This is a genomic window from Streptomyces sp. NBC_01716 (genome assembly GCF_036248275.1).
Taxonomy (GTDB): Bacteria; Actinomycetota; Actinomycetes; order Streptomycetales; family Streptomycetaceae; genus Streptomyces.
This window is the reverse complement of sequence record NZ_CP109181.1, coordinates 3,594,759-3,618,277: the sequence shown is the minus strand read 5'-3', so window position 1 is coordinate 3,618,277 and position 23,519 is coordinate 3,594,759. Positions and strand designations below refer to the sequence as shown.

22 protein-coding genes and 1 pseudogene are annotated in these 23,519 nt (G+C 69.9%); 13 read left to right on the top strand and 10 right to left on the bottom strand.

Translation table 11 applies throughout. The features are described 5' to 3' along the window. Nucleotides 1–165: 165 nt before the first annotated feature. The 5 genes from OIE74_RS15790 (at nucleotide 166) to hemB (ending at nucleotide 6,009) form a co-directional block, all read left to right on the top strand. Nucleotides 166–930 carry a redox-sensing transcriptional repressor Rex gene (locus OIE74_RS15790; protein ID WP_329383514.1) on the top strand — a complete coding sequence of 255 codons (765 nt, stop codon included), beginning with the start codon at nucleotides 166–168 and terminating at the stop codon, nucleotides 928–930. Continuing rightward, the gene (locus OIE74_RS15785; RefSeq protein WP_329383511.1) at nucleotides 927–2,297 is read left to right on the top strand and encodes a glutamyl-tRNA reductase; all 1,371 of its coding nucleotides are present in this window, start codon (nucleotides 927–929) and stop codon (nucleotides 2,295–2,297) included. The genes OIE74_RS15790 and OIE74_RS15785 overlap by 4 nt, the downstream gene beginning before the upstream one ends. Beyond that, entirely contained in the window at nucleotides 2,294–3,262 is a 969-nt protein-coding gene (hemC, locus tag OIE74_RS15780; RefSeq protein WP_329383509.1) for a hydroxymethylbilane synthase, read from the top strand. Before OIE74_RS15785 ends, hemC begins: the two co-directional genes overlap by 4 nt. Then, a complete protein-coding gene (locus OIE74_RS15775) occupies nucleotides 3,259–4,917 on the top strand; it encodes a bifunctional uroporphyrinogen-III C-methyltransferase/uroporphyrinogen-III synthase (protein WP_329383506.1) in 1,659 nt (552 codons plus the stop codon). Before hemC ends, OIE74_RS15775 begins: the two co-directional genes overlap by 4 nt. Before the next feature lie 102 nt (nucleotides 4,918–5,019). Beyond that, on the top strand, nucleotides 5,020–6,009 hold the full coding sequence (gene hemB, locus OIE74_RS15770) for a porphobilinogen synthase (protein ID WP_329383503.1): 990 nt from the start codon (nucleotides 5,020–5,022) through the stop codon (nucleotides 6,007–6,009). A 28-nt stretch (nucleotides 6,010–6,037) separates the two neighbouring features. Here the strand turns inward: hemB and OIE74_RS15765 are convergent, their stop codons facing one another. Together OIE74_RS15765 and OIE74_RS15760 are read right to left on the bottom strand one after the other, a co-directional pair. Further along, nucleotides 6,038–6,733: a DUF4232 domain-containing protein gene (locus OIE74_RS15765; protein WP_329383500.1), complete on the bottom strand. Its 696-nt coding sequence runs from the start codon at nucleotides 6,731–6,733 to the stop codon at nucleotides 6,038–6,040. Nucleotides 6,734–6,763: 30 nt separating this feature from the next. Then, the gene (locus OIE74_RS15760; RefSeq protein WP_329383497.1) at nucleotides 6,764–6,895 is read right to left on the bottom strand and encodes a hypothetical protein; all 132 of its coding nucleotides are present in this window, start codon (nucleotides 6,893–6,895) and stop codon (nucleotides 6,764–6,766) included. Between the two features lie 155 nt (nucleotides 6,896–7,050). On the opposite strand from OIE74_RS15760, the gene OIE74_RS15755 reads away from it, so the two are divergent. From OIE74_RS15755 to OIE74_RS15740, 4 genes and pseudogenes are all read left to right on the top strand, one after another. Beyond that, entirely contained in the window at nucleotides 7,051–8,355 is a 1,305-nt protein-coding gene (locus OIE74_RS15755; RefSeq protein WP_329383496.1) for a helix-turn-helix domain-containing protein, read from the top strand. 13 nt (nucleotides 8,356–8,368) lie between these two features. Beyond that, a pseudogene (locus tag OIE74_RS15750) lies at nucleotides 8,369–8,546 on the top strand (GNAT family N-acetyltransferase); the annotation flags it as partial. A 136-nt stretch (nucleotides 8,547–8,682) separates the two neighbouring features. Further along, nucleotides 8,683–10,194 carry a serine/threonine-protein kinase gene (locus OIE74_RS15745; protein WP_329383493.1) on the top strand — a complete coding sequence of 504 codons (1,512 nt, stop codon included), beginning with the start codon at nucleotides 8,683–8,685 and terminating at the stop codon, nucleotides 10,192–10,194. 219 nt (nucleotides 10,195–10,413) lie between these two features. Then, nucleotides 10,414–11,088: a hypothetical protein gene (locus OIE74_RS15740; RefSeq protein ID WP_329392315.1), complete on the top strand. Its 675-nt coding sequence runs from the start codon at nucleotides 10,414–10,416 to the stop codon at nucleotides 11,086–11,088. 14 nt (nucleotides 11,089–11,102) lie between these two features. On the opposite strand, the gene OIE74_RS15735 is transcribed toward OIE74_RS15740, so the two are convergent. The 3 genes from OIE74_RS15735 to OIE74_RS15725 form a co-directional block, all read right to left on the bottom strand. Beyond that, on the bottom strand, nucleotides 11,103–11,357 hold the full coding sequence (locus tag OIE74_RS15735; RefSeq protein WP_329383490.1) for a hypothetical protein: 255 nt from the start codon (nucleotides 11,355–11,357) through the stop codon (nucleotides 11,103–11,105). Between the two features lie 134 nt (nucleotides 11,358–11,491). Further along, nucleotides 11,492–11,731, bottom strand: coding sequence for a DUF397 domain-containing protein (locus OIE74_RS15730; RefSeq protein WP_329383487.1), 240 nt, complete (start codon nucleotides 11,729–11,731; stop codon nucleotides 11,492–11,494). After that, on the bottom strand, nucleotides 11,731–12,552 hold the full coding sequence (locus tag OIE74_RS15725) for a helix-turn-helix domain-containing protein (protein ID WP_329383485.1): 822 nt from the start codon (nucleotides 12,550–12,552) through the stop codon (nucleotides 11,731–11,733). The genes OIE74_RS15730 and OIE74_RS15725 overlap by 1 nt, the downstream gene beginning before the upstream one ends. A gap of 113 nt (nucleotides 12,553–12,665) precedes the next feature. On the opposite strand from OIE74_RS15725, the gene OIE74_RS15720 reads away from it, so the two are divergent. Continuing rightward, nucleotides 12,666–13,061, top strand: coding sequence for an ATP-binding protein (locus OIE74_RS15720; protein ID WP_329383483.1), 396 nt, complete (start codon nucleotides 12,666–12,668; stop codon nucleotides 13,059–13,061). Nucleotides 13,062–13,235: 174 nt separating this feature from the next. Here OIE74_RS15720 and OIE74_RS15715 read toward each other — a convergent pair whose 3' ends face one another. Both OIE74_RS15715 and OIE74_RS15710 read right to left on the bottom strand, forming a co-directional pair. Beyond that, complete coding sequence (locus tag OIE74_RS15715; RefSeq protein ID WP_329383480.1) at nucleotides 13,236–14,021, bottom strand: DUF4253 domain-containing protein; 786 nt, start codon at nucleotides 14,019–14,021, stop codon at nucleotides 13,236–13,238. A 51-nt stretch (nucleotides 14,022–14,072) separates the two neighbouring features. Next, nucleotides 14,073–14,969, bottom strand: a complete 897-nt coding sequence (locus OIE74_RS15710; protein WP_329383477.1) for an NAD(P)-dependent oxidoreductase — start codon at nucleotides 14,967–14,969, stop codon at nucleotides 14,073–14,075. A 206-nt stretch (nucleotides 14,970–15,175) separates the two neighbouring features. Here OIE74_RS15710 and OIE74_RS15705 point away from each other — a divergent pair, with 206 nt between their 5' ends. Further along, nucleotides 15,176–16,114 carry an STM4015 family protein gene (locus OIE74_RS15705; protein WP_329392314.1) on the top strand — a complete coding sequence of 313 codons (939 nt, stop codon included), beginning with the start codon at nucleotides 15,176–15,178 and terminating at the stop codon, nucleotides 16,112–16,114. Nucleotides 16,115–16,156: 42 nt separating this feature from the next. Beyond that, nucleotides 16,157–17,353, top strand: coding sequence for a wHTH domain-containing protein (locus tag OIE74_RS15700; protein ID WP_329383474.1), 1,197 nt, complete (start codon nucleotides 16,157–16,159; stop codon nucleotides 17,351–17,353). Nucleotides 17,354–17,383: 30 nt separating this feature from the next. On the opposite strand, the gene argS is transcribed toward OIE74_RS15700, so the two are convergent. Beyond that, entirely contained in the window at nucleotides 17,384–19,153 is a 1,770-nt protein-coding gene (gene argS, locus OIE74_RS15695; RefSeq protein WP_329383471.1) for an arginine--tRNA ligase, read from the bottom strand. Nucleotides 19,154–19,311: 158 nt separating this feature from the next. Between argS and lysS the strand changes: the two genes are divergently transcribed. Further along, entirely contained in the window at nucleotides 19,312–21,063 is a 1,752-nt protein-coding gene (gene lysS, locus OIE74_RS15690) for a lysine--tRNA ligase (RefSeq protein ID WP_329383469.1), read from the top strand. 59 nt (nucleotides 21,064–21,122) lie between these two features. Here the strand turns inward: lysS and OIE74_RS15685 are convergent, their stop codons facing one another. Both OIE74_RS15685 and OIE74_RS15680 read right to left on the bottom strand, forming a co-directional pair. Continuing rightward, nucleotides 21,123–22,523 (bottom strand): DUF2637 domain-containing protein, encoded by a 1,401-nt coding sequence (locus OIE74_RS15685; RefSeq protein WP_329383466.1) that lies wholly within the window; start codon nucleotides 22,521–22,523, stop codon nucleotides 21,123–21,125. A 228-nt stretch (nucleotides 22,524–22,751) separates the two neighbouring features. Continuing rightward, nucleotides 22,752–23,486, bottom strand: coding sequence for a DUF3558 domain-containing protein (locus OIE74_RS15680; protein WP_329383463.1), 735 nt, complete (start codon nucleotides 23,484–23,486; stop codon nucleotides 22,752–22,754). Nucleotides 23,487–23,519: the final 33 nt, after the last annotated feature.

The following is a 23,519-nucleotide window of genomic DNA, read 5'->3' as shown; positions in this document are numbered from 1 at the left end:
GAGGGTTCCAAGATCCCTCGAACGGGTCGCGTGACGCCGGTCACTTTGCGCGGACAAAGCGGACACAATCTTTGTGCACGCGTTCACAAAGGCATAACCTGCACAGGACGGGGCGGTCCTGGGACATACGGCCGCCTGCAGCCCCGCTCATCCCGCAGGAGCACCGTGGCAACTGGCCGAACTCACCGACCGGCGACCCGTAGCCGAGGAATCCCCGAGGCCACGGTCGCCCGCCTTCCGCTGTATCTGCGGGCACTCACCGCACTCTCCGAGCGCTCCGTGCCCACGGTGTCGTCCGAGGAACTCGCCGTGGCCGCCGGGGTCAACTCCGCGAAGCTGCGCAAGGACTTCTCGTATCTCGGCTCCTACGGAACGCGCGGTGTCGGGTACGACGTGGAGTACCTCGTCTACCAGATCTCCCGTGAACTCGGCCTCACACAGGACTGGCCGGTCGTCATCGTCGGCATCGGCAACCTCGGCGCCGCGCTCGCCAATTACGGCGGATTCGCCTCCCGCGGCTTCCGGGTCGCCGCGCTGATCGACGCCGACCCCGAGATGGCCAGCAAGCCGGTCGCCGGGATCCCGGTCCAGCACACGGACGAGCTGGAGCGGATCATCAGCGACAACGGCGTCTCCATCGGGGTCATCGCGACCCCGGCGGGCGGTGCCCAGCAGGTCTGTGAGCGTCTCGTCGCCGCCGGCGTCACCTCGATCCTCAACTTCGCGCCGACCGTGCTGACCGTGCCGGACGGCGTGGACGTACGGAAGGTCGACCTCTCGATCGAGCTCCAGATCCTCGCCTTCCACGAGCAGCGCAAGGCCGGTGAGGAAGCCGCCGCGGCCGAGGCCGGCACCCCGCCGCCGGTCCGCTCCACCACCGCGAGCCGGAAGGGACCCGACGGGGAAGTCCCCGCCGTGATGCCGGCATGAGTCTTCTGGTCATCGGTCTGAGCCACCGCAGCGCGCCCGTGAGCGTGCTGGACCGGGCGTCGCTGTCACCGGACAGCAGGATCAAGCTCCTTCAGGACGTACTCGCCTCCGAACCGGCGACCGAGGCCGTTGTCCTCGCCACGTGCAACCGGGTCGAGCTGTACGCGGACGTGGACAAGTTCCACGCGGGCGTCGCCGAGCTCTCCACGCTCCTGGCCCGGCACAGCGGTGTCGGCCTGGACGAGCTCACCCCTTATCTCTATGTGCACTACGAGGACCGCGCCGTCCACCATCTCTTCACGGTGGCCTGCGGACTGGACTCGATGGTCGTCGGCGAGGGGCAGATCCTCGGGCAGATCAAGGACGCGCTCGCCGGTGGCCAGGAGTCGCACACCGCGGGACGTCTCCTCAACGACCTCTTCCAGCAGGCGCTGCGCGTCGGCAAGCGCGCCCACAGCGAGACCGGGATCGACCGGGCCGGGCAGTCGCTCGTCACCTTCGGTCTCGAACAGCTCGCCGCCGGCGCGGACGTACGGGCCTGGGCCCGGGGCCGGCGGGCGCTGGTGATCGGCGCCGGATCGATGTCCTCGCTCGCCGCCGCGACACTCGCCCGCGCCGGGGTCGCCGAGATCGTCGTCGCCAACCGCACCGCGGCCCGCGCGGACCGGCTGGTGACGATCCTGGGCGAGCCTGGCGGTACGGGGGTCAGGGCCCGCGCGGTCGACATGGGCACCGTCGACGCCGAGTTGACACGTGCCGACGTCGTCGTCTCCTGTACCGGCGCCACCGGGCTGGTGCTGACGGCCGACGCCGTCGAGTCCGCCCTCGCCGGCGGCCGGGAGCTCGCGCTCCTCGACCTCGCCATGCCCCGCGACATCGACGCGGCCGTCCACCGGCTGCGCGGTGCCCGGCTGATCGACATCGAGTCCCTCGCCGAGGCGTCCGCCGACGCCCCGATGGCCGCCGACGTCGACCAGGTCAAGCGGATCGTCAACGACGAGGTCGCGGCCTTCGGCGCCGCCCAGCGCGCCGCGCACATCACCCCGACCGTGGTCGCCCTGCGCGCCATGGCCGCCTCCGTCGTCGCCGGCGAGATCACTCGTCTCGAAGGCCGGCTCCCCGGCCTCGACGAGCGGCAGCGCGCGGAGATCACCCAGACCGTACGGCGCGTCGTGGACAAACTGCTGCACGCTCCGACCGTGCGGGTGAAGCAGCTCGCCGGTGAGCCGGGCGGCGCCGGTTACGCCGACGCGCTGCGCGAACTTTTCGACCTCGACCCGCAGACGGTCGCCGCCGTCAGCCGGGCGGACCGGGGCGGGGTCGGCGACCGGAACGCGGTCGATGTCAAGAACCGAGGGCGGGTATGACCGGGAAGACACTGAGACTCGGCACCAGGCGCAGCAGACTGGCCATGGCCCAGTCCGGGCAAGTGGCCGACGCCGTACGGGAGTTGACCGGGCGGGCCGTCGAGCTCGTCGAGATCACCACGTACGGCGACACCTCCCGCGAGCAGCTGTCCCAGATCGGCGGCACCGGTGTCTTCGTCACCGCGCTGCGCGACGCGCTGCTGCGCGGTGAGGTCGACTTCGCCGTCCACTCGCTCAAGGACCTGCCCACCGCGCAGCCCGACGCCCTGGCGCTGGCCGCCGTACCGCGCCGTGAGGACCCCAGGGACGTGCTCATCGCACGCGACGGGCTGACCTTCGACCGGCTGCCGCACGGCGCCAGGATCGGTACGGGCTCCGCGCGGCGCACCGCGCAGCTCAACGCGTACGCCCGGGACCACGGCCGTCTCATAGAGACCGTGCCGATACGCGGGAACATCGACACCCGGATCGGCTACGTCCACGACGGTGAGCTCGACGCGGTCGTGCTGGCCGCGGCCGGTCTGGGCCGCCTCGGCAGGACGGCCGAGGTGACCGACTACCTGTCGGTCGACTCCGTTCTGCCGGCCCCCGGCCAGGGGGCACTCGCCGTCGAATGCGTGGCTTCCGACCTGGAACTCACCGCCGCACTCGCCGGCCTCGACGACCCGCACACGCGGATCGCCGTCACCGCGGAACGTTCCCTGCTCGCCGCCCTGGAGGCCGGCTGCAGCGCACCTGTGGGTGCGCTGGCCGACCTGCTGGGCGACGGACAGGACGCGCGATTTGTCAACGAACTGCGCCTGCGGGGTGTCGTCGGCACGACCGACGGCTCGACGCTCGTGCAGTTGTCCATCACCGGTCCCGTACCCACGTCGCACGGCGACGCCGTCGCGCTCGGTCGCGAACTCGCGTCCGAGATGCTCGCCAAGGGTGCGGCCGGTCTTATGGGGGAGCGAGCACTTTGAGCCCCATCGCCGACCATCATCCGGCCGTCTCCGCATCAGGGCACGTCACCTTCCTCGGTGCCGGACCCGGGGATCCGGGTCTGCTGACACTCCGCGCCGTCGAGGCGCTCGCGGGGGCGGAGGTACTGATCGCCGAGCCTGATGTGCTCGAACTCGTACGCGGCCATGCGCGTGCGGGAGTGAGCACGCCTGAGTTGACGATTGTTGACGATGCGTCAACAGCCGCCGGTATCCCCGCGATCAGGGATGCCGTCAATCTTGTCATGGAGGCCGCGCGGGGCGGCAAGCGGGTCGTCCGTGCGGTGACCGGGGATCCCGGTCTCGACGGCGACACCGGCGCCGAGATGCTGGCGTGCGCCGCTGCGGGCATTCCCTTCGAGGTCGTGCCCGGTATCGCCGCCGCCGTGGGTGTGCCCGCCTACGCGGGCGTGCCGCTGCGGGACGCGCAGGGCACCGACGTCAGGTTCGTCGACAGCCGTACGGCCGGTGAGCGCTGCTGGACCGAACTCGGCGCGAGCGACGGCACGGTGGTGGTCTCGGCGACGCTCGACACGGTCGCCGCGACCGCGGGCGAGTTCGTCGCCGCGGGCCGCAAGCCGGACACGCCGATGACGGTCACCGTCGCCGGTACGACGACGCGCCAGCGCACCTGGTCCGCGACGCTCGGCACGATCGCGCTCACGCTGAAGCAGGCGAAGGTCCTGCCGTCGGCGGCCGGGCACCAGCCGGTCATAGCCGTGGTCGGGGAGCGCAGCGCGCCGGCGCAGCGCGACCAGCTCGCGTGGTTCGAGTCGAAGCAGCTGTTCGGCTGGAAGGTGCTCGTCCCGCGTACGAAGGAGCAGGCCGCGTCGCTCTCCGACCAGCTTCGGTCGTACGGGGCCGTACCGCACGAGGTCCCGACCATCGCGGTCGAACCGCCTCGTACGCCCCAGCAGATGGAGCGCGCGGTCAAGGGGCTCGTCACCGGGCGCTACGAGTGGATCGCCTTCACCTCCGTCAACGCGGTGAAGGCCGTCAGGGAGAAGTTCGAGGAGTACGGGCTGGACGCCCGTGCCTTCGCGGGGATCAAGGTCGCCGCCGTCGGCGAGCAGACCGGCGCCGCGCTGGTCGACTTCGGCGTCAAGCCGGACCTGGTGCCCAGCGGCGAGCAGTCCGCAGCCGGTCTCCTTGAGGACTGGCCGCCGTACGACCCGGTCTTCGACCCGATCGACCGGGTGTTCCTGCCGCGCGCCGACATCGCCACGGAGACGCTGGTGGCCGGGCTGATCGAGCTGGGCTGGGAGGTCGACGACGTCACGGCCTACCGGACCGTGCGCGCGTCGCCGCCGCCCGCCGAGACGCGGGAGGCCATCAAGGGCGGGGGCTTCGACGCGGTGATGTTCACCTCGTCGTCCACCGTGCGGAATCTGGTCGGCATCGCGGGCAAGCCGCACAACGTGACCGTCATCGCGTGCATCGGCCCGGCGACCGCCAAGACGGCGGAGGAGCACGGTCTGCGGGTGGACGTGCTGGCGCCGGAGCCCTCGGTGCACAAGCTGGCTGAGGCGCTGGCGGCGTTCGGCGCGGCGCGCCGGGAGGCGGCCCGTGAGGCAGGAGAAACGGTCACCCGGCCCAGCGAACGGCGACCGGGATCGAGGCGGCGGCGTACGACCTGAGCGTCCCGGGGCGGGGGTACCCGTCCCGGGAAGCCGGCCTTGCGGCGTAGCGTGGAAGGGCACCGAACAACCGCCCTTTCCGGACTCATGAGGCGACTCACCATGACTGTGTACGGTTCCTTCCCCGGCACCCGGCCCCGTCGGCTGCGGACCACCCCCGCGATGCGGCGCATGGTCGCCGAGACGCGGCTGCACCCGGCCGACCTGGTCCTGCCCGCGTTCGTGCGGGAGGGTGTCGGCGAGCCCGTGGCCATCTCGGCCATGCCCGGGGTCGTCCAGCACAGCCTGGACACGCTGCGGAAGGCGGCCGTGGACGCCGTGTCCGCGGGCGTCTCGGGGATCATGCTGTTCGGGGTGCCGGAGGACGCGAAGAAGGACGCGGTCGGCACGGCCGGGACCGACCCGGAGGGAATCCTCCAGGTGGCGATCCGGGCCGTGCGCGAGGAGGTCGGTGACGACCTGGTGATCATGTCCGACCTCTGTCTGGACGAGTACACCGACCACGGCCACTGCGGGGTGCTCGACGCCGGCGGGCGCGTCGACAACGACGCGACGCTGGAGCGGTACGCGGAGATGGCCCAGGTGCAGGCCGACGCGGGTGCGCATGTGGTGGGGACCAGCGGGATGATGGACGGCCAGGTCGGCGTCGCACGGGACGCGCTGGACACCATCGGCAAGGAGGACGTGGCCGTCCTGGCGTACGCGGTGAAGTATTCGTCCGCGTTCTACGGCCCGTTCCGGGAGGCGGTCGGCTCGTCGCTGACGGGCGACCGCAAGACCTATCAGCAGGACCCGGCCAACTCCCGTGAGTCCCTCCGGGAGTTGGCGCTCGACCTCGAAGAGGGCGCGGACATGGTGATGGTGAAGCCGGCCGGGCCGTATCTGGACGTGCTCGCGAAGGTCGCCGCCGAGGTGGCCGTGCCCGTCGCCGCGTACCAGATCAGTGGTGAGTACGCGATGATCGAGGCGGCGGCCGAGAAGGGCTGGATCGACCGGGACAAGGCGATCCTGGAGAGCCTGACCGGCATCAAGCGGGCCGGCGCGGGGACGATCCTCACCTACTGGGCGACGGAGGTCGCGCGGGCGCTCTGAGCCGCCCGCGCGTGACCGGCCGCCCCGGCTACCAGGTCAGGGCGTCGGCCATGGTCGACTGCCAGTAGGAGACCGACGTGTCCGCGGTGGTCGCCGTTTCCTTCGGGAGGGTGAGGTTCGCGCCCGAGCCCACCGACCCCTGGTTGTCGCGGCCCGAGAAGGCGACGCTGAGCTTGTACGCCGCGGTGGTCGGGGCGCCGTCGACGCCGCCCAGCGCGATCGAGGCGTAGGCCGACTGGCCGGGCGACAGGGTGACCACGGCCTGCGGCTTGCTGTCCTCGTTGATCTGGGTGACGGCCTGGGCCTCGTCGAAGCCGAGGAGGGGCGCGTAGTAGGCGTGGCAGTCGCCGCTGCCGGTGTTGGTGGCGGTCACCAGCAGGTGGTTGAGGGGCCGGCTGACCTTGGTGACGGTGACGTTGGTGTTGTCGCCGGTGCAGGAGGTGGTCTTGGTCTTGGAGCTGCCCTTGCCGGCGCTGCTGTCGCCGCTGCCGTTGGCGTCGCTGGCGTTGTCGTTTCCGTTGCCCTTGTCCGCGTTCTGGTCGGCGGGCGGCTGCTCACTCTCCTTGGCGTCCGGCGCGTCCGTGGCCGTGCCGGCGGCGGCCGTGGAGTCGGGCTTCGGGGTGGAGTTGACCACGTCGTCCGGCCCGCAGGCGGTGAGGGCGAGTGCGGCCACGAGCGCGGTGGTGGCGGTGGTGGCGGCCGAGCGGAATCGAAGGTTACGCATGAGTCTCTGTCTCCCGTTGTGGTGGTGTGTTCAGTAGCGGTTGATGAGCACGAGCAGCACGGCTGTGCAGGTGATGAGTACGCAGACGGCCACGGCATCGACGAGGCTGTCGCGGAGGCGGGTTCGGATCGCTCCTCCTCGTTCGGCGGGTGCTGCACTCACCTTGCGGGGCGGTCGGAAGCGGGCGCAATCGGCAAGGGACAATGGGGGAAGCTGGAACGCTGAGACGGCTTTGACCTGCGGGAATGATGTTTCCCTGGGACGCGTTCCTGGAACGGCCGCGCACTGTGGCACACGTACGTGGAGGGGAACCGCCAGTGGCGACGACCGAATCCCGAGCTTTCGCCGAACTGCTCACCGAGCTGAAGAACCGCTCGGGACAGAGCTACGGCGCGCTCGCCGCGAAGCTCCATGTCAGTACGTCCACGCTGCACCGCTACTGCAACGGCGACGCCGTGCCTGCCGACTTCGCGGTGGCGGAGCGGTTCGGGCGGCTGTGCGGGGCGAAGGGCGAGGAGTTCGTGGAGCTGCACCGGCGGTGGATTCTCGCGGACGAGGCGCGGCGGCGGTCGCGGTCCGCGCCGCCGGCCAACGCGTCGGCGGGGGCGGTGGAGGCGGAAGAGCCTTCCGGGTCTTCCGAGCGGACTGAACCGGCTGAACCGGCTGAAGCCCCTGCGCCCGACGCCGGCCCGCCCGTCGGCGCCACGCCTCCCTCGCGCCGCAGGAAGCGTCTGTACGTCACTCTCGCCGCCGCGGCGGTCGTCGTGGCCGTCGCCGTACCCGCCCTCGTCTTCGGTCCTCTCGACGACCCGTCGAGCGACCGTTCACCCGTCGCGTCCGAGACCGAGGCCGGCGGTGCGCCGGAGTCGGCCCCGCCGTCCGCCTCGCCGTCGGGATCACCGTCCCCCGACAAGTCGCCCTCGCGCGGCGCGAGTCCGTCGGACAAGGCGACACCGCGGGAGAAGGAGAACGGGGGCGGCGACGCCGGGAAGGGGGCGGTCGGCGGGGTGCCGGTGACGGTGAGCACCAAGCCGTACGCCTTCGAGAACCCGTGCAGTCAGCGCTATCTGATCGACCGCCCCCCGGAGCAGGTCCCCCCGCCCCCCGCCGAGCCCGACGCCCCCGGCTGGGTGGGCGCGCTCGGCGCGGTCGCGAGCGGCAGCCAGTTCATCGAACTGGCCGTGCAGGGCACCGGGAGCGAGACCGTCGTACTCAAGTCGCTCGACGTGCGCGTGGTGGAGAGCGGGGAGCCGCTCGCCTGGAACGACTTCGGTATGGGGGTCGGCTGCGGCGGCGGTGTGTCGACCAAGTCGTTCGCCGTGAACCTGGACGAGGGCCGCCCCGCCTCCGTACCGAAGTCGGGCCAGCGCGACTTCCCCTACAAGGTGAGCGAGTCCGACCCGGAGGTCTTCTACATCACCGCGAACGCCTCTGCCCGTGACGTCAGTTGGTACCTGGAACTTCAGTGGTCCAGCGGCGGTCGGCAGGGGACGGTCCGGGTGGACGACGCGGGGAAGCCGTTCCGTACGAGCGGCGGGCAGGGGCGGCCCTCGTACGACTACCCGAACGGCGGGTCGAAGTGGGAGACAGCAGCTGTGAACGACCCGGACCAGTATCCCTAGGGAGTCTCCTGCCATGACCGGACTCGGACCCGTCGCCTGGCCACCTGCCCCGATCAGTACTGAACGGCTCGTGCTCCGCGTGTCCGAGGCCCGCGACCGTGCCGCGTTCATCGAGCTGTTCGCCTCGCCGGAGGTGCGCACCTACCTCGGTGGCCCTCGACCGCGTGACGAACTCGAACGCGCGTTGCCTGCGGTGAGTACGGCGCCGAGCAGTGGTTCGGCGTGCGGACCTCTAATCGGTGGTCGGGCCTGTCACGGCGGTGGCGTTGATCTACTCGATTCGGCAATGATGGGCCACGGAGGGCCAGTTCGCGTGATGGGAGCTTCGTGGCGGATTTGATGTGGGGCAGTCCGCTGGAAGACCGGGACCCGACGACGGTGGGTCCCTATACGGTGCTGCGGGTACTGGGGCAGGGTGGAATGGGCCGTGTCTACCTGGCTCGTGGTCTCGGCACCCGGTTGTACGCGGTCAAGGTGATCCGGCCGCATCTCGCGGACGAGGACGGGTTCCGGGCGCGTTTCGTGCGGGAGGCATCAGCGGCTCGGGCGGTGAGTGGAGCGTTCACCGCGCCCGTGGTCGAAGTGTCTCCGTCGGACGCGGATCTGCTCTGGATGGCCGTCGCGTTCGTTGCCGCACCGCCGCTTGACGTCCTCATCGAGCGGGCTGGAGTACTGCCGCCGGCAGGCGTGTGGTGGGTCGCGGCCGGTATCGCGGAGGCCCTGTTGTCCGTCCATGGCGCGCAGTTGGTACACCGGGACCTGAAGCCGGCGAATGTGCTGGTGACCGCTGATGGGCCGCGAGTGATCGATTTCGGGATCTCCAAGGCACTGGACGTGGTGGGTACGGCTTCCACGAATGTGATGGGCACCTCGGGGTTCATGGCCCCGGAGCACATCCGGGGAGCGGCCGGGCCGGCCAGTGATGTGTTTGCGCTGGGCGCGGTGATGATGTTCGCGGCAACGGGGCACGCACCGTTCGAGGGGCCGAGCGCGGGTGATGTCCTGGCACAGACGCTGTATCAGCCGCCGAACATGCACGGCCTGCCCAGCGAGCTGGTTGACGTGGTAGGGCGGTGCCTGGCCAAAGAGCCAGAAGTACGGCCCACCCTGGGGCAGGTGTTGGAGGAGTTCGGGCAGCATCGGGACCGGACCGTCGCCCCCCACGCCGCCGCAAGCTGGCTCCCCGCCAAGGCGCTGGCAGCGATCGAGGGCTTCGGCAGTCCGACATCCGCAGCCCCGACGGACCCGCTCCGACCACCGCCGACGACACGTCCCATTACCGCGGACCTGGAAGAACGCACCGTTGAGGCACGGGCGCTGGCTGAAGCGGGTGATGCGGCTGGTGCGCGGGATGCGTATGCGGGTTTGGTGCGTGATCGGACGCGGGTGCTTGGGGCTGATGATCCGGAGACGCTTCGGGCGCGGGATTGGCACGCTTTCTGTACGGCTGAGGCGGGTGATGTGGCAGCGGCGCGGGATTTGTATGCGGGTCTGGTGCGTGATCGGACGCGGGTGCTCGGCCCTGATCACCCTGACACCCTGCACGTAAGGAACCAGCACGTCCACTACACGGCTGAGGCGGGTGATGTGGCAGCGGCGCGGGATTTGTATGCGGGTTTGGTGCGTGATCGGACGCGGGTGCTTGGGGCTGATGATCCGGAGACGCTTCGGGCGCGGGATTGGCACGCTTTCTGTACGGCTGAGGCGGGTGATGTGGCAGCGGCGCGGGATTTGTATGCGGGTCTGGTGCGTGATCGGACGCGGGTGCTCGGCCCTGATCACCCTGACACCCTGCACGTAAGGAACCAGCACGCCCACTACACGGCTGAGGCTGAGTGACGCGGATTTCCGCGAGCGGCCAGGCCTTCACCTCCCACCAGGTCACGTCGGGGCGAAATGGCCTGTGAGCTGGGGCTGTTGCAAATCCAATGCCGTTTTTTGGAACCCATTCGCTGAGACGGAACCCGGACATTCGCAGGATCATTTGAGGATCGACTCGCTCCTAGTGTCGTCGGTGTCAGCAGGGAACACCGCTACCGACAGCCGTTGGAGATCATGATGCGTTCGCGTCTCGCCGCCCGTTCCGCCCGTCTCGTCCTGGCCGCCGCGGCCGTGACGGCCCTCGCCGCCACCACGACCGCCTGCGGTCCCGAAGAGGTCGCGGACACCGGCAGCTCGGCCGCGCCCTCCGCCGTTGCCTCCGACGGCAGCGACGGCAGCGACGGCAGCGACGAGAGCGATGGGAGCGCGGGGAGCGACAACTCCTCCGACTCCGGCGGCTCCGCCGACAAGGGCGAGTCCGGTGACGACGGGAAGAGCGGCTACGGGCAGTCCTGCGGTACCAACGACCTGGACTTCACGGTCACTTCGGAGACCCAGGCCGGCGGCTACTACCGTGTCACTGCCAAGGCCAAGTCCGGCATCACCTGCTACCTGGACGTCAACACCCCCAGCGTGTCCTTCGGTTCGGACGCCGACGGTGTCGCCTCCCCCGTCGGGCAGGGTGGCGCAGACCCCATCAAGCTCAGCGGCGAGGCCGTGGCATACACCGGAATCAGCCCCAAGACCACCAACACCGACGGCGGCGTGGAATTCGAGAACGTCATCATCGCCACCACCGAAGAAGACCCCGACCCCGCCGAGCTTCAGCTCCCCGACACCGCCACCGTGGACAAGCCCATCGTCACCAACTGGTCCACCGATTCCTCCGAGACCGTCCCCGTCATTGTCTGACGATCGGGACCGCCTCAAGCGGTGTCGGCCGACTCGGGTGCTTCCGCCGCTTCCGGTGCTTCCGCGCCCTCAACGATGTGCGTCTCGCCGAACACCGTCGCGTGTTCCAGGACGTCCTCTGCCGGGTCATCGATCTGACCGATCGAGAGCAGCGTGAAACCCCCGTTGTGAGAGTTCGTGTGGGTCTCGTCCGCGGCGGCGCCGGTGGCGGGGAGTACGGCGCCCAGCACCGCCGCGCCCAGGACGGTCAGGGTGTGTGTGGCTTTCATCTCTGGTGGTAGCCCGTCTGCTCGTCTTAGTCCTCACGGTCCGGTCTGTCTATGGCGCAGAACGGTCGCAAAAGTCACGGCTGACGGCGTGTGTGGGGGCGGTATTCACCTCACCGGCGCAGTGGGCGCGACGGTCAGCGGGCGACGTCCGCAGTGAAGGCCGCCCAGGCGGCGGGGGCAAGGGTGAGTACTGGGCCGTTGGAGACCTTGGAGTCCCGGACATGCACGGCGGCGGGGTGCGCGGCGACCTCGACGCAGTTGCCGCCTTGCTCCGTGCTGTAGCTCGACTTGTGCCAGTGGTAGGCGACTTCGAGGCATGCGCCGCCCTGCTCCGTGCTGTAGCTGGACTTGAACCACTCCAGTGCGGTGCTCATTACTCTCCTAGCAGCCGGTCCAACAGGCCCTTCGTCTCTTCGGTGTTGAGGGCCTGCGTCCGCAGCATCGCATATTTGCGCGCCAAGATGCTGACCTCATCCGGGTCTTCGACGAAGAGGCTGCCCCGCTGTGTCTCGGCATAGGCGAGGTGCTGATGATCGGCTGTCTCCAGCAGGATGAACGGTCCGGAGAGCCCTGCGTGGGTGGCCCTGCCGAACGGCATGATCTGAAGGGTCAGGCCCGGGAGGTCGGCGCTCTCCCGGAGATGGCAAAGCTGTTCCATGAATACGGCTGGGGAGCCCAGGCGGTCGTTGAGCGCGCCTTCGCCGATCAGGAAGCTGCATGTGGGTGGGACCTTGCGGTGCAGGATCTGTTGGCGTTCCGAGCGGGCGGCGACGCGCACACGCATCTCGTCCTGGCTGAGTGCCGGGATCTCGTTCTGGAAGACGGCGTAGGAGTAGTTCTCGGTCTGGAGCAGGCCGGGGATCACCTGGTTCTCGTACCAGGAGATGGCGATCGCCTCCTGCTCCTGATCGATGTACGCCGCCGCCCAGACCGGATACCGGTCGATCTCCGGCATGTTATCCACCGATGTCGCCAACGCACCTTTTGTCTCCAGCACTTCATCCAGCAGCTCCGCCAGATCAGGCTTCAGCAGCCGTCGGCCCTGCTCCACCGACGCGATCGTCTCCGTGTGTACGCAGGCGCGCTCCGCGAGTTGACGTTGGGTCAGGCCCGCCGCCTCCCGGAAGAGGGCGACCAGCGCGCCCACGAGCTTCATCGCCGACGTGTTCTTCCGCTGTTGCTTTTTGCTGCGCATGTCCGTCCAACTCCCCGTCCCCGTCCGTACGTCACGCCCGCACCGCCCGTACGAAATCTTTGTACGGGTGCGCGCACTGCATAAGCGTATTCACAGCCAGTGACAATCGCCCTGTGAATGAGACCAATCCACCCCCCGCCCCGCGCGAGCGCTTCTACCGCCGCGAACGCCGATCCGTGCCCGCCGCCAGGCAGTTCGTACGGGAGGCGGTGATCGACTGGGCGCTCGGCGACCGGCTCGACGATGTCTTGCTGTGCGTGAGCGAGCTGGCAACCAACGCCCTGGTGCACGGAGTTCCGCCGGGGCGCGGCTACTTGCTGAGCCTGTCGCTGCTCGCGGACGGGGCGTTCCGGGTCGAGGTGCACGACAGCGGTGACGGGCGGCCGACTGTCCGCGAGCCGTACGGGGAGACGGGGCGCGGGCTCATGCTCGTCGCGGCGGTCGCCGACAAGTGGGGGGTGGGGGAGCGGCATCCGGGCAAGGTCGTGTGGTGCGAGTTCGTGGTCTGACCGGGCCGCTCGATCCAGGCCGATTGCGCGGTGGCTAGGGGGGAGGCACGCTTCGTACCATCGACGCATGGTCAAACGCCAGTTGCCCCTCGCGATACTCACCTGTCGCTGCCCGCAGGGGTGGCGGCGGGCATGAGGATCGCGCGGCGCAAGGACGTGTGATCGAGGGGCGGTTCAGTCCCACCAGAAGGTCCACGCCGGCTGGCCCAGCACCTGATGTGTCGCGTACGCCGGAAGCGTGGTGTGGCGGCCCTGGTTGACGTTGTCCGGGCAGAACGCGAAGTGCTCCGCCGCGACCGCCTCCGCCTCTTCCTGGGTCGTCGGCGGTGCGGCCACCGAGACCACCAGCTGGTCGAACGTGAGCGCCACCACCCGTATCCCGAAACGGTCCTCCCACGACCGCAGCACCGCCGACAGCCGCGCCACGTCGCCCTCGTGGTTCACCGGCCCCGTCCAGCCGATGGCCGCCGGTATGTCCGCGCTGCGGCGGGCCGGGACCAGGGCGACGCGCGCGCCGTGCATCCAACTGCCCTCGTCAGTAAGGATGGAGGCGACTTCGGCCGCCTCCTTGTCGGGATCGGTGGACGACTCCTGCGGGGCCGCGAGGCCCGGCCACTCGTCCTCCTCCGTCACGTCCTCCCAGGAGCCCGCGAGGACGTCCTCCGCGTCGTGGTCACCCGGATACGACACCGAATCCGGGCTCAGCTCCCACTCCTCGGGCCACTGCTCGCGGTGACCACCGTGGACGAGCAGCGGATGCAGTCCGGCCGTTCTGCGGGCAGGCAGCAGATCGGCCCAGGCGGTCGGGGACGCCGGCTCGTCCGCGTACCACAGAAGCGGTTCGTGCCAGGTCCCGTCGATGGTCGTGTCGACCAGCTTGCCGGGCGGCAGTTGGAGCCCGGCCGAGCGCCCGGAGGGGTCGGCGGCCAGAGCGGGCAGGGGATTGGGGAGCGTCGCCATGCAGGAGACACTAAGGGCCGCCACTGACAACGGAGTTCGGCTTGTGGAACTTCAGACGGGGAACGGCTGACCCGGCCGCGTACGCAGCAGGTCGGCGAGGCGCGACAGCCCGTCGGCGGCGTGCCCCTCGGCGATCGCGCGGTCCAGCAGGTCCTGGACGGGGGCGAACAGCTCGCCGCTCACCCCCTGCGCGGCGAACGTGTTCAGCAGGTTCGGGAACGCCTCCTGATTGACGGCCAGACTCGACACGTCCGTCAGGTGCTTCCCCGAGTCGATCGCCGCCGCCCACGCGGGCGCGGCGCCGAGCATCGCGCCCACCCACGGCACCAGCAGCTCCGAGAACTCGGTGGCCGCGATGGCCTCCGTACGGACGAGGGCGTACGCCTGCATCACCCCCATGATCATCCCGTACATGCCGGTGAGCAGCGCCAGGTCGTACAGCGCGGCCAGTCCGGGGTCCTCGCCGACGTACTTCGTGCCGCCGAGCGCCGCGAACGTCTCCCGGTGCGCGTCGAAGACCTCCCGCGGACCGCTGTAGAGGGCGTACGCGTGCGGTCCCGCGATCATCTGCGGAACGGCCATGATCCCGCCGTCGAGATACCCGGCGCCCTCCTTGGCCGCCCAGGCGGCGAGTGAACGCGCCTGCTCGGGGGTGCCGTTGGTGAGGTTGGCGAGGGTCTTGCCGGTGAACCGGCCGGAGAGCGGTTCGAGGACGGCGCGGACCGTGTCGTACGTGGAGAGGCAGACGACCACCAGCGGACTCGCGGCGACCGCCTCGGCGGCCGTGTCCACCGGAAGGGCGCCCTGGGCGGCCAGCGGTCCGGTCTTGGCGGGCGATCTGTTCCAGACGGTGACCGGGTGCCCGGCGCCGAGGAAGGCGACGGCCAGGGCGGTGCCCATCATGCCGAGGCCGATGACGGAGACGGCGGGCTTGGGGGTGGCGGACATGCGGGTGCTCCTTCAGGGGTGCCAACGGGGTCGGGATCGGGGTCGTTTCCGATCTTCGGGCGGCGGACTTCTGCCCACAAGTACCGACTATTTGGTGCGCTACCCACCGCGGGGTAAGCAAGCGCCCGCCGGAGACGGGCCGGAGACGCGAGGATGGCGTCCGCGAACCCGTGACCCGGAGTCTCAGGAGCCTGATCTTGTCCTACGTGCACCATGTCGAGCGTTTCCACGGACTGCCGGCATACAACTTCCCGCCGTACGCCGACCCCGCCGACCTGCCACCCGCCGACGAGGTCGCCTGGCGCCTGGAGCGGGAGCCGTACGAGAACGAAGAGAGCGCGGAGGACTGCTGGAAGCGGTTCACCGAGTCCGTGGACCTGGCGAAGGTGCGGGCGATCATCTTCGGTCAGCCCTGGTACGACGGGGACGGAGGGCTGGCCGACGACGAACTCATCGACCTGGCCCCCCGGCTGACCGGGCTGGAAGCCCTCTTCCTCGGCGATCTGGAGGACGAGCAGGCGATGATCTCCACCATCTACCTCGGTGATGTCGCGCCGCTCCTGGCAGCTTTCCCCGGGCTCAGGGAGCTGGCTGTACGGGGCGGGGAGGGCCTGGACTTCCCCGTCTCCGGCCACGACAACTTGCGCGTCCTGCGCGTCGAGTCCGGCGGGCTGCCCCCGAACGCGGTGGAGCAGATAGCCGCTGCCCAACTGCCGTCGCTGGAACGCCTGGAGCTGTGGCTCGGTGACGAGAACTACGGCGGCGGCGTCACGGTCGAGCAGCTCGCGCCGCTGCTCGCGGGTGAGGGCAAGCCCGCCCTGCGCCACCTCGGCTTCCAGAACAGCTTCATCCAGGACGAGTTGGCCTCCGCGCTCGCCTCCGCGACGGTCGTGCCCCAACTGACCTCGCTGAGCCTGTCGATGGGCACGCTCTCCGACGACGGTGTGGAGGCGCTGCTCCAGGGGCAGCCCCTCACCCATCTGCGGGAGCTGGACCTCTCCTTCCACTTCATCAGCGACGAGATGATGCTGCGGATCTGGACGGCCCTGGAGCCGGCGGGAGTCCGGGTGGATCTGACCACGAAGCACGAACGCGAGGCGGACGACTGGGACGAGGACGGCCGCTACATCGCGGCGTCCGAGTGAGCACCGGCGTCTGACACCTCACCCCCGTCGAAAGGCCACACCATGCCCCGCGAACCCAAACCCCATGCCCCCGAGTCCCAGGACCCGGACGACCACCTGATCGTCAGCAAGAATCTGAACGGCCGGTATCCCTGGCGGGATCCCGCGAAGCAGGTGCCGTACGGGATCGTGCTGATCATCGCGGCCAGGCTGAAGTGGAGCCCCGCCGACGTGCTGGTACGGCTGGGCGCACTGGGATACGCCGACGTGCAGCGCTCCAAAGGGCCGTTGCCCGACGCCGTCGAGCCCGACGACGCGGCGCTGATCATGAGCGTGGAGTCGACGTACGGCCTCACTCCGGTCGATGTCGACAAGACCGTGCCCCTGCGGCAGATCATCGAGTCGGCGGCCCGCGCCGCGCGGTCCCCGGCCGATGTCGCGCGGCGCATGGGCGCCTACGGCTTCCAGGTCGGGACCGGGGTCCGGCCGCTGCCCGAGAGCGCCGACCCGCGTGATGTCGCGCTGATCCGCACCAGCCGCCGGGGTGGCTGGCTCGACTGGGACGACGAGGTGTCCGCGCAGCATGTGCTCGGCGTGGCTCAGGAATTGGCGTGCAGCCCGCGCGTCGCCGCCGAGAGGCTGACCGAACTCGGCCTGCGGCTGCCGTACACGCCCGAACCCGCGGACGAGCGGATCCTCAGGATCCGGGACACCGCGTCCCACCGCTGGATCGGCCGCTGGACGGCCGCGCCCGTCGGGCACGTCCTTGCCGTGGCCCGGGACACGGGCCGCTCGCGCGAGGACATCCTCGCCCGGCTGGGCGAACTGGGCTGCCAGCCGCCGGACGGGAACGTCCCCGACAGCCCGGAGGCCGACGACCTCGTCATCCTCAGCGAGAACCTCGACGGCCGGGCGCCCTGGCTGTGGAACAACACCGTCGTCGGGCTTCAGGTCCGCCACATCCTGCGCGCCGCCCGGATCACCGGGCGCACCCCCGCGTCGGTCCGCGAGAGGCTGACCGCGCTGGGGCACTGGCTGCACGAGAACGCCGGCCTGCCCGAGACCGTGGACGAGGCGGACATCGCGCTCCTGGACACGGTCACCCGCTCGTACCTGGACGACGTCCACCTGGAGAGCGTGCTGCGCAGCGCGAGCCTCACGGGGCGCAGCCCGGCGGACGTCGCGGCGCGGCTCACCGCGCTCGGTTACCGGCTGCCGGACGAGGTCGAGTACCCGGAGATACGCGGCGTCCTGCGGTGAGCGGCGCGGTGAGCGGCCCGCCGGCCGGCCCTACAGCCGCTCGGGCGTACGGATGCCGAGGAGCGCCATCCCCTGGTGCAGCGTGCGGGCCGTGAGGTCGCACAGGAACAGGCGGTTCTCGGCGATCTCCTGCGGCGGGGCCGGCTTGATGACCGGGCACTTGTCGTAGAACGTCGTGAACAGCGACGCCAGTTGGTACAGATACGCGGTCAGTTTGTGCGGCTCGTACGCCGAAGCGGCCTCCGCCACGACCTCGCCGAACTGGTCCAGGTGCAGGCCCAGCGCCCGTTCCGCCGGGGCCAGTTCGAGTTCGGGACGGGCCACCGGCGTACGGTCGCCGGCCTTGCCGAAGATCGACCGCGTCCGGGCGTACGCGTACTGGATGTAGACGCTCGTGTCGCCGTGCAGCGACACCATCTGGTCCAGGTCGAACTTGTAGTCCCGCGACGCGGAGGTCGACAGGTCCGCGTACTTCACCGCGCCGATGCCCACCTCGGTGGCGCGCTCGACGATCTCGTCCTCCGTGAGACCGAGACCCTCGCCCTTCTCCCGGACGACCGCCGACGCGCGCTCCACCGCCTCGTCCAGCAGATCCACCAGCCGCACCGTCTCGCCCTCACGGGTCTTGAACGGCTTGCCGTCCTTACCGAGGACGGTGCCGAAGGCGAGCTGGACCGCGTGGACCTGGTCGTTCAGCCAGCCGGCCCGGCGGGCGGTCTCGAAGACCATCTTGAAGTGCAGCGACTGGCGGGCGTCCACCACGTACAGCAGGGTGTTCGCCTTCAGATTCCCCACCCGGTCGCGGATCGCGGAGAGGTCGGTGGCCGCGTACCCGTAACCGCCGTTGGTCTTCTTGACGATCAGCGGTGTCGGATTGCCGTCGGGGCCCTTCACGTCGTCGAAGAAGACACAGAGTGCCCCGTCGGAGCGGACGGCGACGCCCGTCTCCTCAAGGATGCGGCAGGTCTCTTCGAGCATGTCGTTGTAGCCGGACTCGCCGACGACGTCCTCGTCGCGGATCTCCATGTCGAGCTTGTCGAAGACCGAGTGGAAGTAGATCTTCGACTCGTCCACGAACCGCTGCCACTGCGTGAGGGTCTGCGCGTCGCCGGCCTGGAGGGCCACGACGCGGTCGCGCGCGCGGGCCTTGAACTCCTCGTCGGCGTCGAAGACCGTGCGGGCGGCCTTGTAGAGACGGCCCAGGTTCGACATCGCCTCCTCGCCGGAGACGCTCTCCGCGCGCTTGTGGTCCAACTCGTGCGGGTGCTCGGTCAGATACTGGATGAGCATGCCGAACTGCGTGCCCCAGTCGCCGATGTGGTGGCGCCGGATCACGTTCTCGCCGGTGAACTCCAGGATCTCGACCATCGCGGCGCCGATCACGGCGGAGCGCAGATGGCCGACGTGCATCTCCTTGGCGACGTTGGGCTGCGCGTAGTCGATGACCGTCGTGCCGGGATCGGTGGCGTACGGGACGCCGAGCCGGTCGTCCGCGACCCGGGCGGCCAGCGTCTCGATGATCGCCCGGTCGGTGACGGTGATGTTGAGGAAGCCGGGGCCGGAGACCTCGACCTCCTTGATGACGTCTCCCTGGGAGAGCGCGTCCACGACCTTGCCCGCCAGCTCGCGCGGATTGCCCTTCAGCTTCTTGGCGAGGGCCAGCATCCCGTTGGCCTGGAAGTCCGCCCGGTCGCTACGTCGCAGCAGGGGGTCCGCGGTGCCGGCTTCCGGCAGGGCTGCCGAGAGGGCGTCCGCGATGCGCTGATCGACGGTCGATGCGAGGGAAGTGACCGGGGCCATGGGCTGGGAGCCGTTCCTGTAGAGGGTCTGTGCGTCGTCCCATTCTCCCATGTGGCGACAAGTCGTTTTCGCATTGTCGTAGGGGCCTGGGACAATGGTCGTCGCCGGTATCGCAGGCGTATCGGGCGTATTCCGCAGGGCGTAGCAGAAAGAAGGACGTGCCGACCGTGGCTCAGAGCACCGAGACCGACTGGGTCTCCCGTTTCGCGGACGATGTCATCGCCGAGTCGGAGCGACGTGCGCCTGGCAAACCGGTCGTCGTCGCGTCCGGCATCTCCCCCTCGGGCCCCATCCACCTGGGCAATCTCCGCGAGGTCATGACACCGCACCTCGTCGCGGACGAGATCCGCAGGCGGGGGTACGAGGTCAGGCACCTCATCTCGTGGGACGACTACGACCGCTACCGCAAGGTGCCGGCCGGGGTCCCCGGGGTGGACACGTCCTGGGCCGAGCACATCGGCAAGCCGCTGACGTCCGTGCCCGCGCCGGCCGGGTCCGCGTACCCGAACTGGGCCGAGCACTTCAAGGCGCAGCTGATCGGTTCGCTGGCTGAGCTGGGCGTCGAGTACGACGGGATCAGCCAGACCGAGAAGTATCTGGCGGGGACCTACCGCGAGCAGATCCTGCACGCGATGCGGCACCGGGGCGAGATCGACGCGATCCTCGCGCGCTACCGCACGAAGATCAAGGCGGCCGGCCCGCAGAAGAAGGCTCTCCAGCAGCAGAAGAAGGTCGACGAGGCCGAGCTGGAGGCCGCCGAGGGGTCGGGCGCCGCCGACGAGGACGACGGCGCCGGGGCGGCCGGTTACTTCCCGTACAAGCCGTACTGCACCAACGAGGGCTGCGGCAAGGACCTGACCATCGTCACGGCGTACGACGACGAGACGACGGAGCTGGACTACTTCTGCCAGGACTGCGGCTTCAGCGAGACCGTCCTGCTCAGCGAGTTCAACCACGGCAAGCTGGTCTGGAAGGTCGACTGGCCTATGCGCTGGGCGTACGAGGGCGTGGTCTTCGAGCCGTCGGGTGTCGACCACTCGTCGCCCGGCTCGTCGTTCGTCGTCGGCGGGCAGATCGTGCGCGAGATCTTCGACGGTGAACAGCCGATCGGGCCGATGTACGCGTTCGTGGGGATCTCCGGGATGGCGAAGATGTCGTCCTCCAAGGGAGGCGTGCCGACCCCGGCCGACGCGCTGCGGATCATGGAGGCGCCGCTGCTGCGCTGGCTGTACGCGCGGCGCAGGCCGAACCAGTCGTTCAAGATCGCCTTCGACCAGGAGATCCAGCGGCTGTACGACGAGTGGGACGCCCTGGAGCGGAAGATCGCGGACGGTTCGGTGCAGGCGGCGGACGCCGCGGCGTACTCGCGGGCCACGCGTACGGCGACCGGCGCACTGCCGCGTACGCCGCACCCGCTGCCGTACCGCACGCTCGCGTCCGTCGTGGACGTCACGGCGGGCGCCGAGGAGCAGACGCTGCGCATCCTCGGCGAGCTGGACCCGGCCGACCCGCTGACCTCGCTGGACGAGGCCAGGCCCCGCCTCGACAGGGCGGAGAACTGGATCACCAGCCAGGTGCCGGCCGAGGCCCGGACGGTCGTGCGGGACGAGCCCGACCGGGAGCTGCTGGAGTCGCTGGACGAGCAGACGCGCGAGGCGCTGCGGCTGCTGCTGGCGGACCTGGAGTCGCACTGGTCGCTGGACGGGCTCACGACGCTCGTCTACGGCGTGCCGAAGGTGCTGGCGGGGCTTGAGCCCGACGCGAAGCCCACGCCGGAGCTGAAGGCCGCGCAGCGGTCGTTCTTCGCGGTGCTCTACCGGCTGCTGGTGAGCAGGGACACCGGGCCGCGGCTGCCGACGCTGCTGCTGGCGGTGGGGGCGGACCGGGTGCGGACGCTGCTGGGGGAGTGAGACGGCGCCGGCCACCGGGTGTGCCTTCCCGGTGGCCGGTTCGTACTCGTCTTCGTGGCTCAGGCGATGTGTTCGGAGTCCTGGGCGTCCAGTTCTTCCTGGTAGCGGCGGGTGAAGTCCTTCACGTAGCCGCGCATGGAACTCTCGCTCAACGGGCCTCCCGTGCGCCCGGTCACGCCGTACAGGTCCTGCAAGAACACCGCGAGCTGGCGGGTGTTGGGCAACCCCTGGCGCTCGCTGGCGTACTTCCGGAAGGCGACGTAGTACGCCTCTTCACGGGACATGCCCTCGGGGAGGGAAGGGGCGGGCAGTCCTTCCGCCTCCGGCTCGGGCTCGATGTCGGGCTCGAACTCGACCGGGGACTGCGGGCCGAGAGGGCGGCGGGGCGGGAACTGCTGTGGCTGCTGGGCCTGTTGGTCGGTCTGCTCTTCCTGCTGTTCCGGTACGTAGGGTTGCTGCTCCTCGTACTGCTCGTACCGCTGGTCGTACTGCTGCTGCTCGTACTGCTGTTGGTCGTACTGTTGGGGGTCGTACGTAGGGTCGTAACTGCCCTCGTACGGGCCCTCAGACGCCCGTCGGCCGGCGAACCACGGGTTGTCCTGGGCGGGGGCGGCACCGGCGTCCTGCCGCTGCTCGTTCTCCTGCGCCCACTGCGCTTCCTTCTGGAGCTGGATCCACTCTTCTTCGGTGAGTTCGGGCTCGGGCTCGGGCGCGCGGGTGACTGCGGGGGCGGGCTCGATCGCGGTGGCGGGGACCGGTGGCAGCAGGGCGGGTTCGATACCCGCGGCGGCGAGGCCGGCCGGGGCGGTGTCGGCGAGGGGGACGCCGTACTTGGCGAGCCGCAGCGGCATCATCGCCTCGATGGGCGCCTTGCGGCGCCAGTTGCGGCCGTAGCGCGCCTGGAGGCGGGCCTGGTAGATGAGCCGGTCCTGTTCGAGCTGGATGATGTCCTCGTAACTGCGGATCTCCCACAGCTTCATGCGCCGCCACAGCTTGAACGTCGGGATCGGCGCGAGCAGCCAGCGGGTGAGGCGGACGCCCTCCATGTGCTTGTCGGCGGTGATGTCCGCGATGCGGCCGACCGCGTGGCGGGCCGCCTCCACCGAGACGACGAAGAGGATGGGGATCACCGCGTGCATGCCGACGCCGAGGGGGTCGGGCCAGGCCGCGGCGCCGTTGAAGGCGATCGTGGCCGCGGTGAGCAGCCACGCGGTCTGGCGCAGCAGCGGGAACGGGATCCGCAGCCAGGTCAGCAGGAGGTCGAGCGCCAGCAGGACGCAGATACCCGCGTCGATGCCGATGGGAAAGACGAGGGAGAAGCGGCCGAAGCCCTTCTGCTCGGCGAGTTCGCGCACAGCTGCGTACGACCCCGCGAAACCGATCGCGGCGATGAGAACCGCGCCGGCGACGACGATGCCGATGAGTATTCGGTGCGTGCGAGTGAGCTGCATCGCGGCCACCCGTTGCCCCTCCCGTCCTGGATATCTGGCGGGGCACAGCCTGGCACATGTGTACGGGTGCTGTGGCGCAGGGAGCCTTGCGCGACCCGGAGTTGAGGCACGAACAGCCACGTGGTGGGCTGTTTGTCCTCAATCGAGGTACGCGCACAGCCGCACGCGCCCGGCGGTTCCGGGACGCGAGGCCGCGACGAGAGGCCGCGACAGTGGCCGGGCGCGGACCGGAACGAACTACTCCGTCGCCGCCGGAACCGCCGCCACCGCTTCCTTCGTCGCCTTGGTCGCGCCCTTCACCAGATCCGAGGCCGCCGGGGACTTCGCGCCCGCGTACCCGGCGCCGTTGTACGTGAGCGTGATCACCACGTTCTCGGAGCGGGCCACGACCGTCGCGTAGGCGAAGGACTCGCCCGTCTTCGTCACGCTGTAGGTGACCGCCGTCGCCTCCGTGCCGACGCCGGCGGCCGGGGCCGCCTTCAGGCCCTTCGCGCCTTCGGTGGCACTGGCCTTGGCGACCTCCTTCTTGTAATAGTCCGCGGCGCGGTCCTGGCCCGAGCCGAGGCCCTCCTCGGAGTCGTAGCGCATCAGGGAGATGTCCAGCCAGCGGTACTGCGAGCCCTTGACGCCGTTGTCGTCCAGCCCGTTCCACGAGCAGCTGCCGCGCGTCGTGATGTCGGAGGACTTGCCCGCCGACCCCGACTTGTCCTTCGCCTTCGGCACCAGGTCCGTGATCGTCTTCGCGGCGATCGACTTGCACGGGTCGGCCGGCAGCGTCGTGAACTTCGCGGGGGCGACCTTCGGCGCGGCCTTCGAGGTGGTGGCCGCGGGCTTGTCCGCGTCAGCGCCGCCGCCGTCGGAGGCGGACGAGCAGCCCGCGGCGACGATCATCACCGGGACTGCTGCGCAGGCGAGCATGCGTACGCGGGTGCGGGTGCGGGAGCGGCTGGGTCGCGGGGCTGATCGCTGCATGGTTCCTTCAGAGTTCCTTGAGTCGATAGTCGT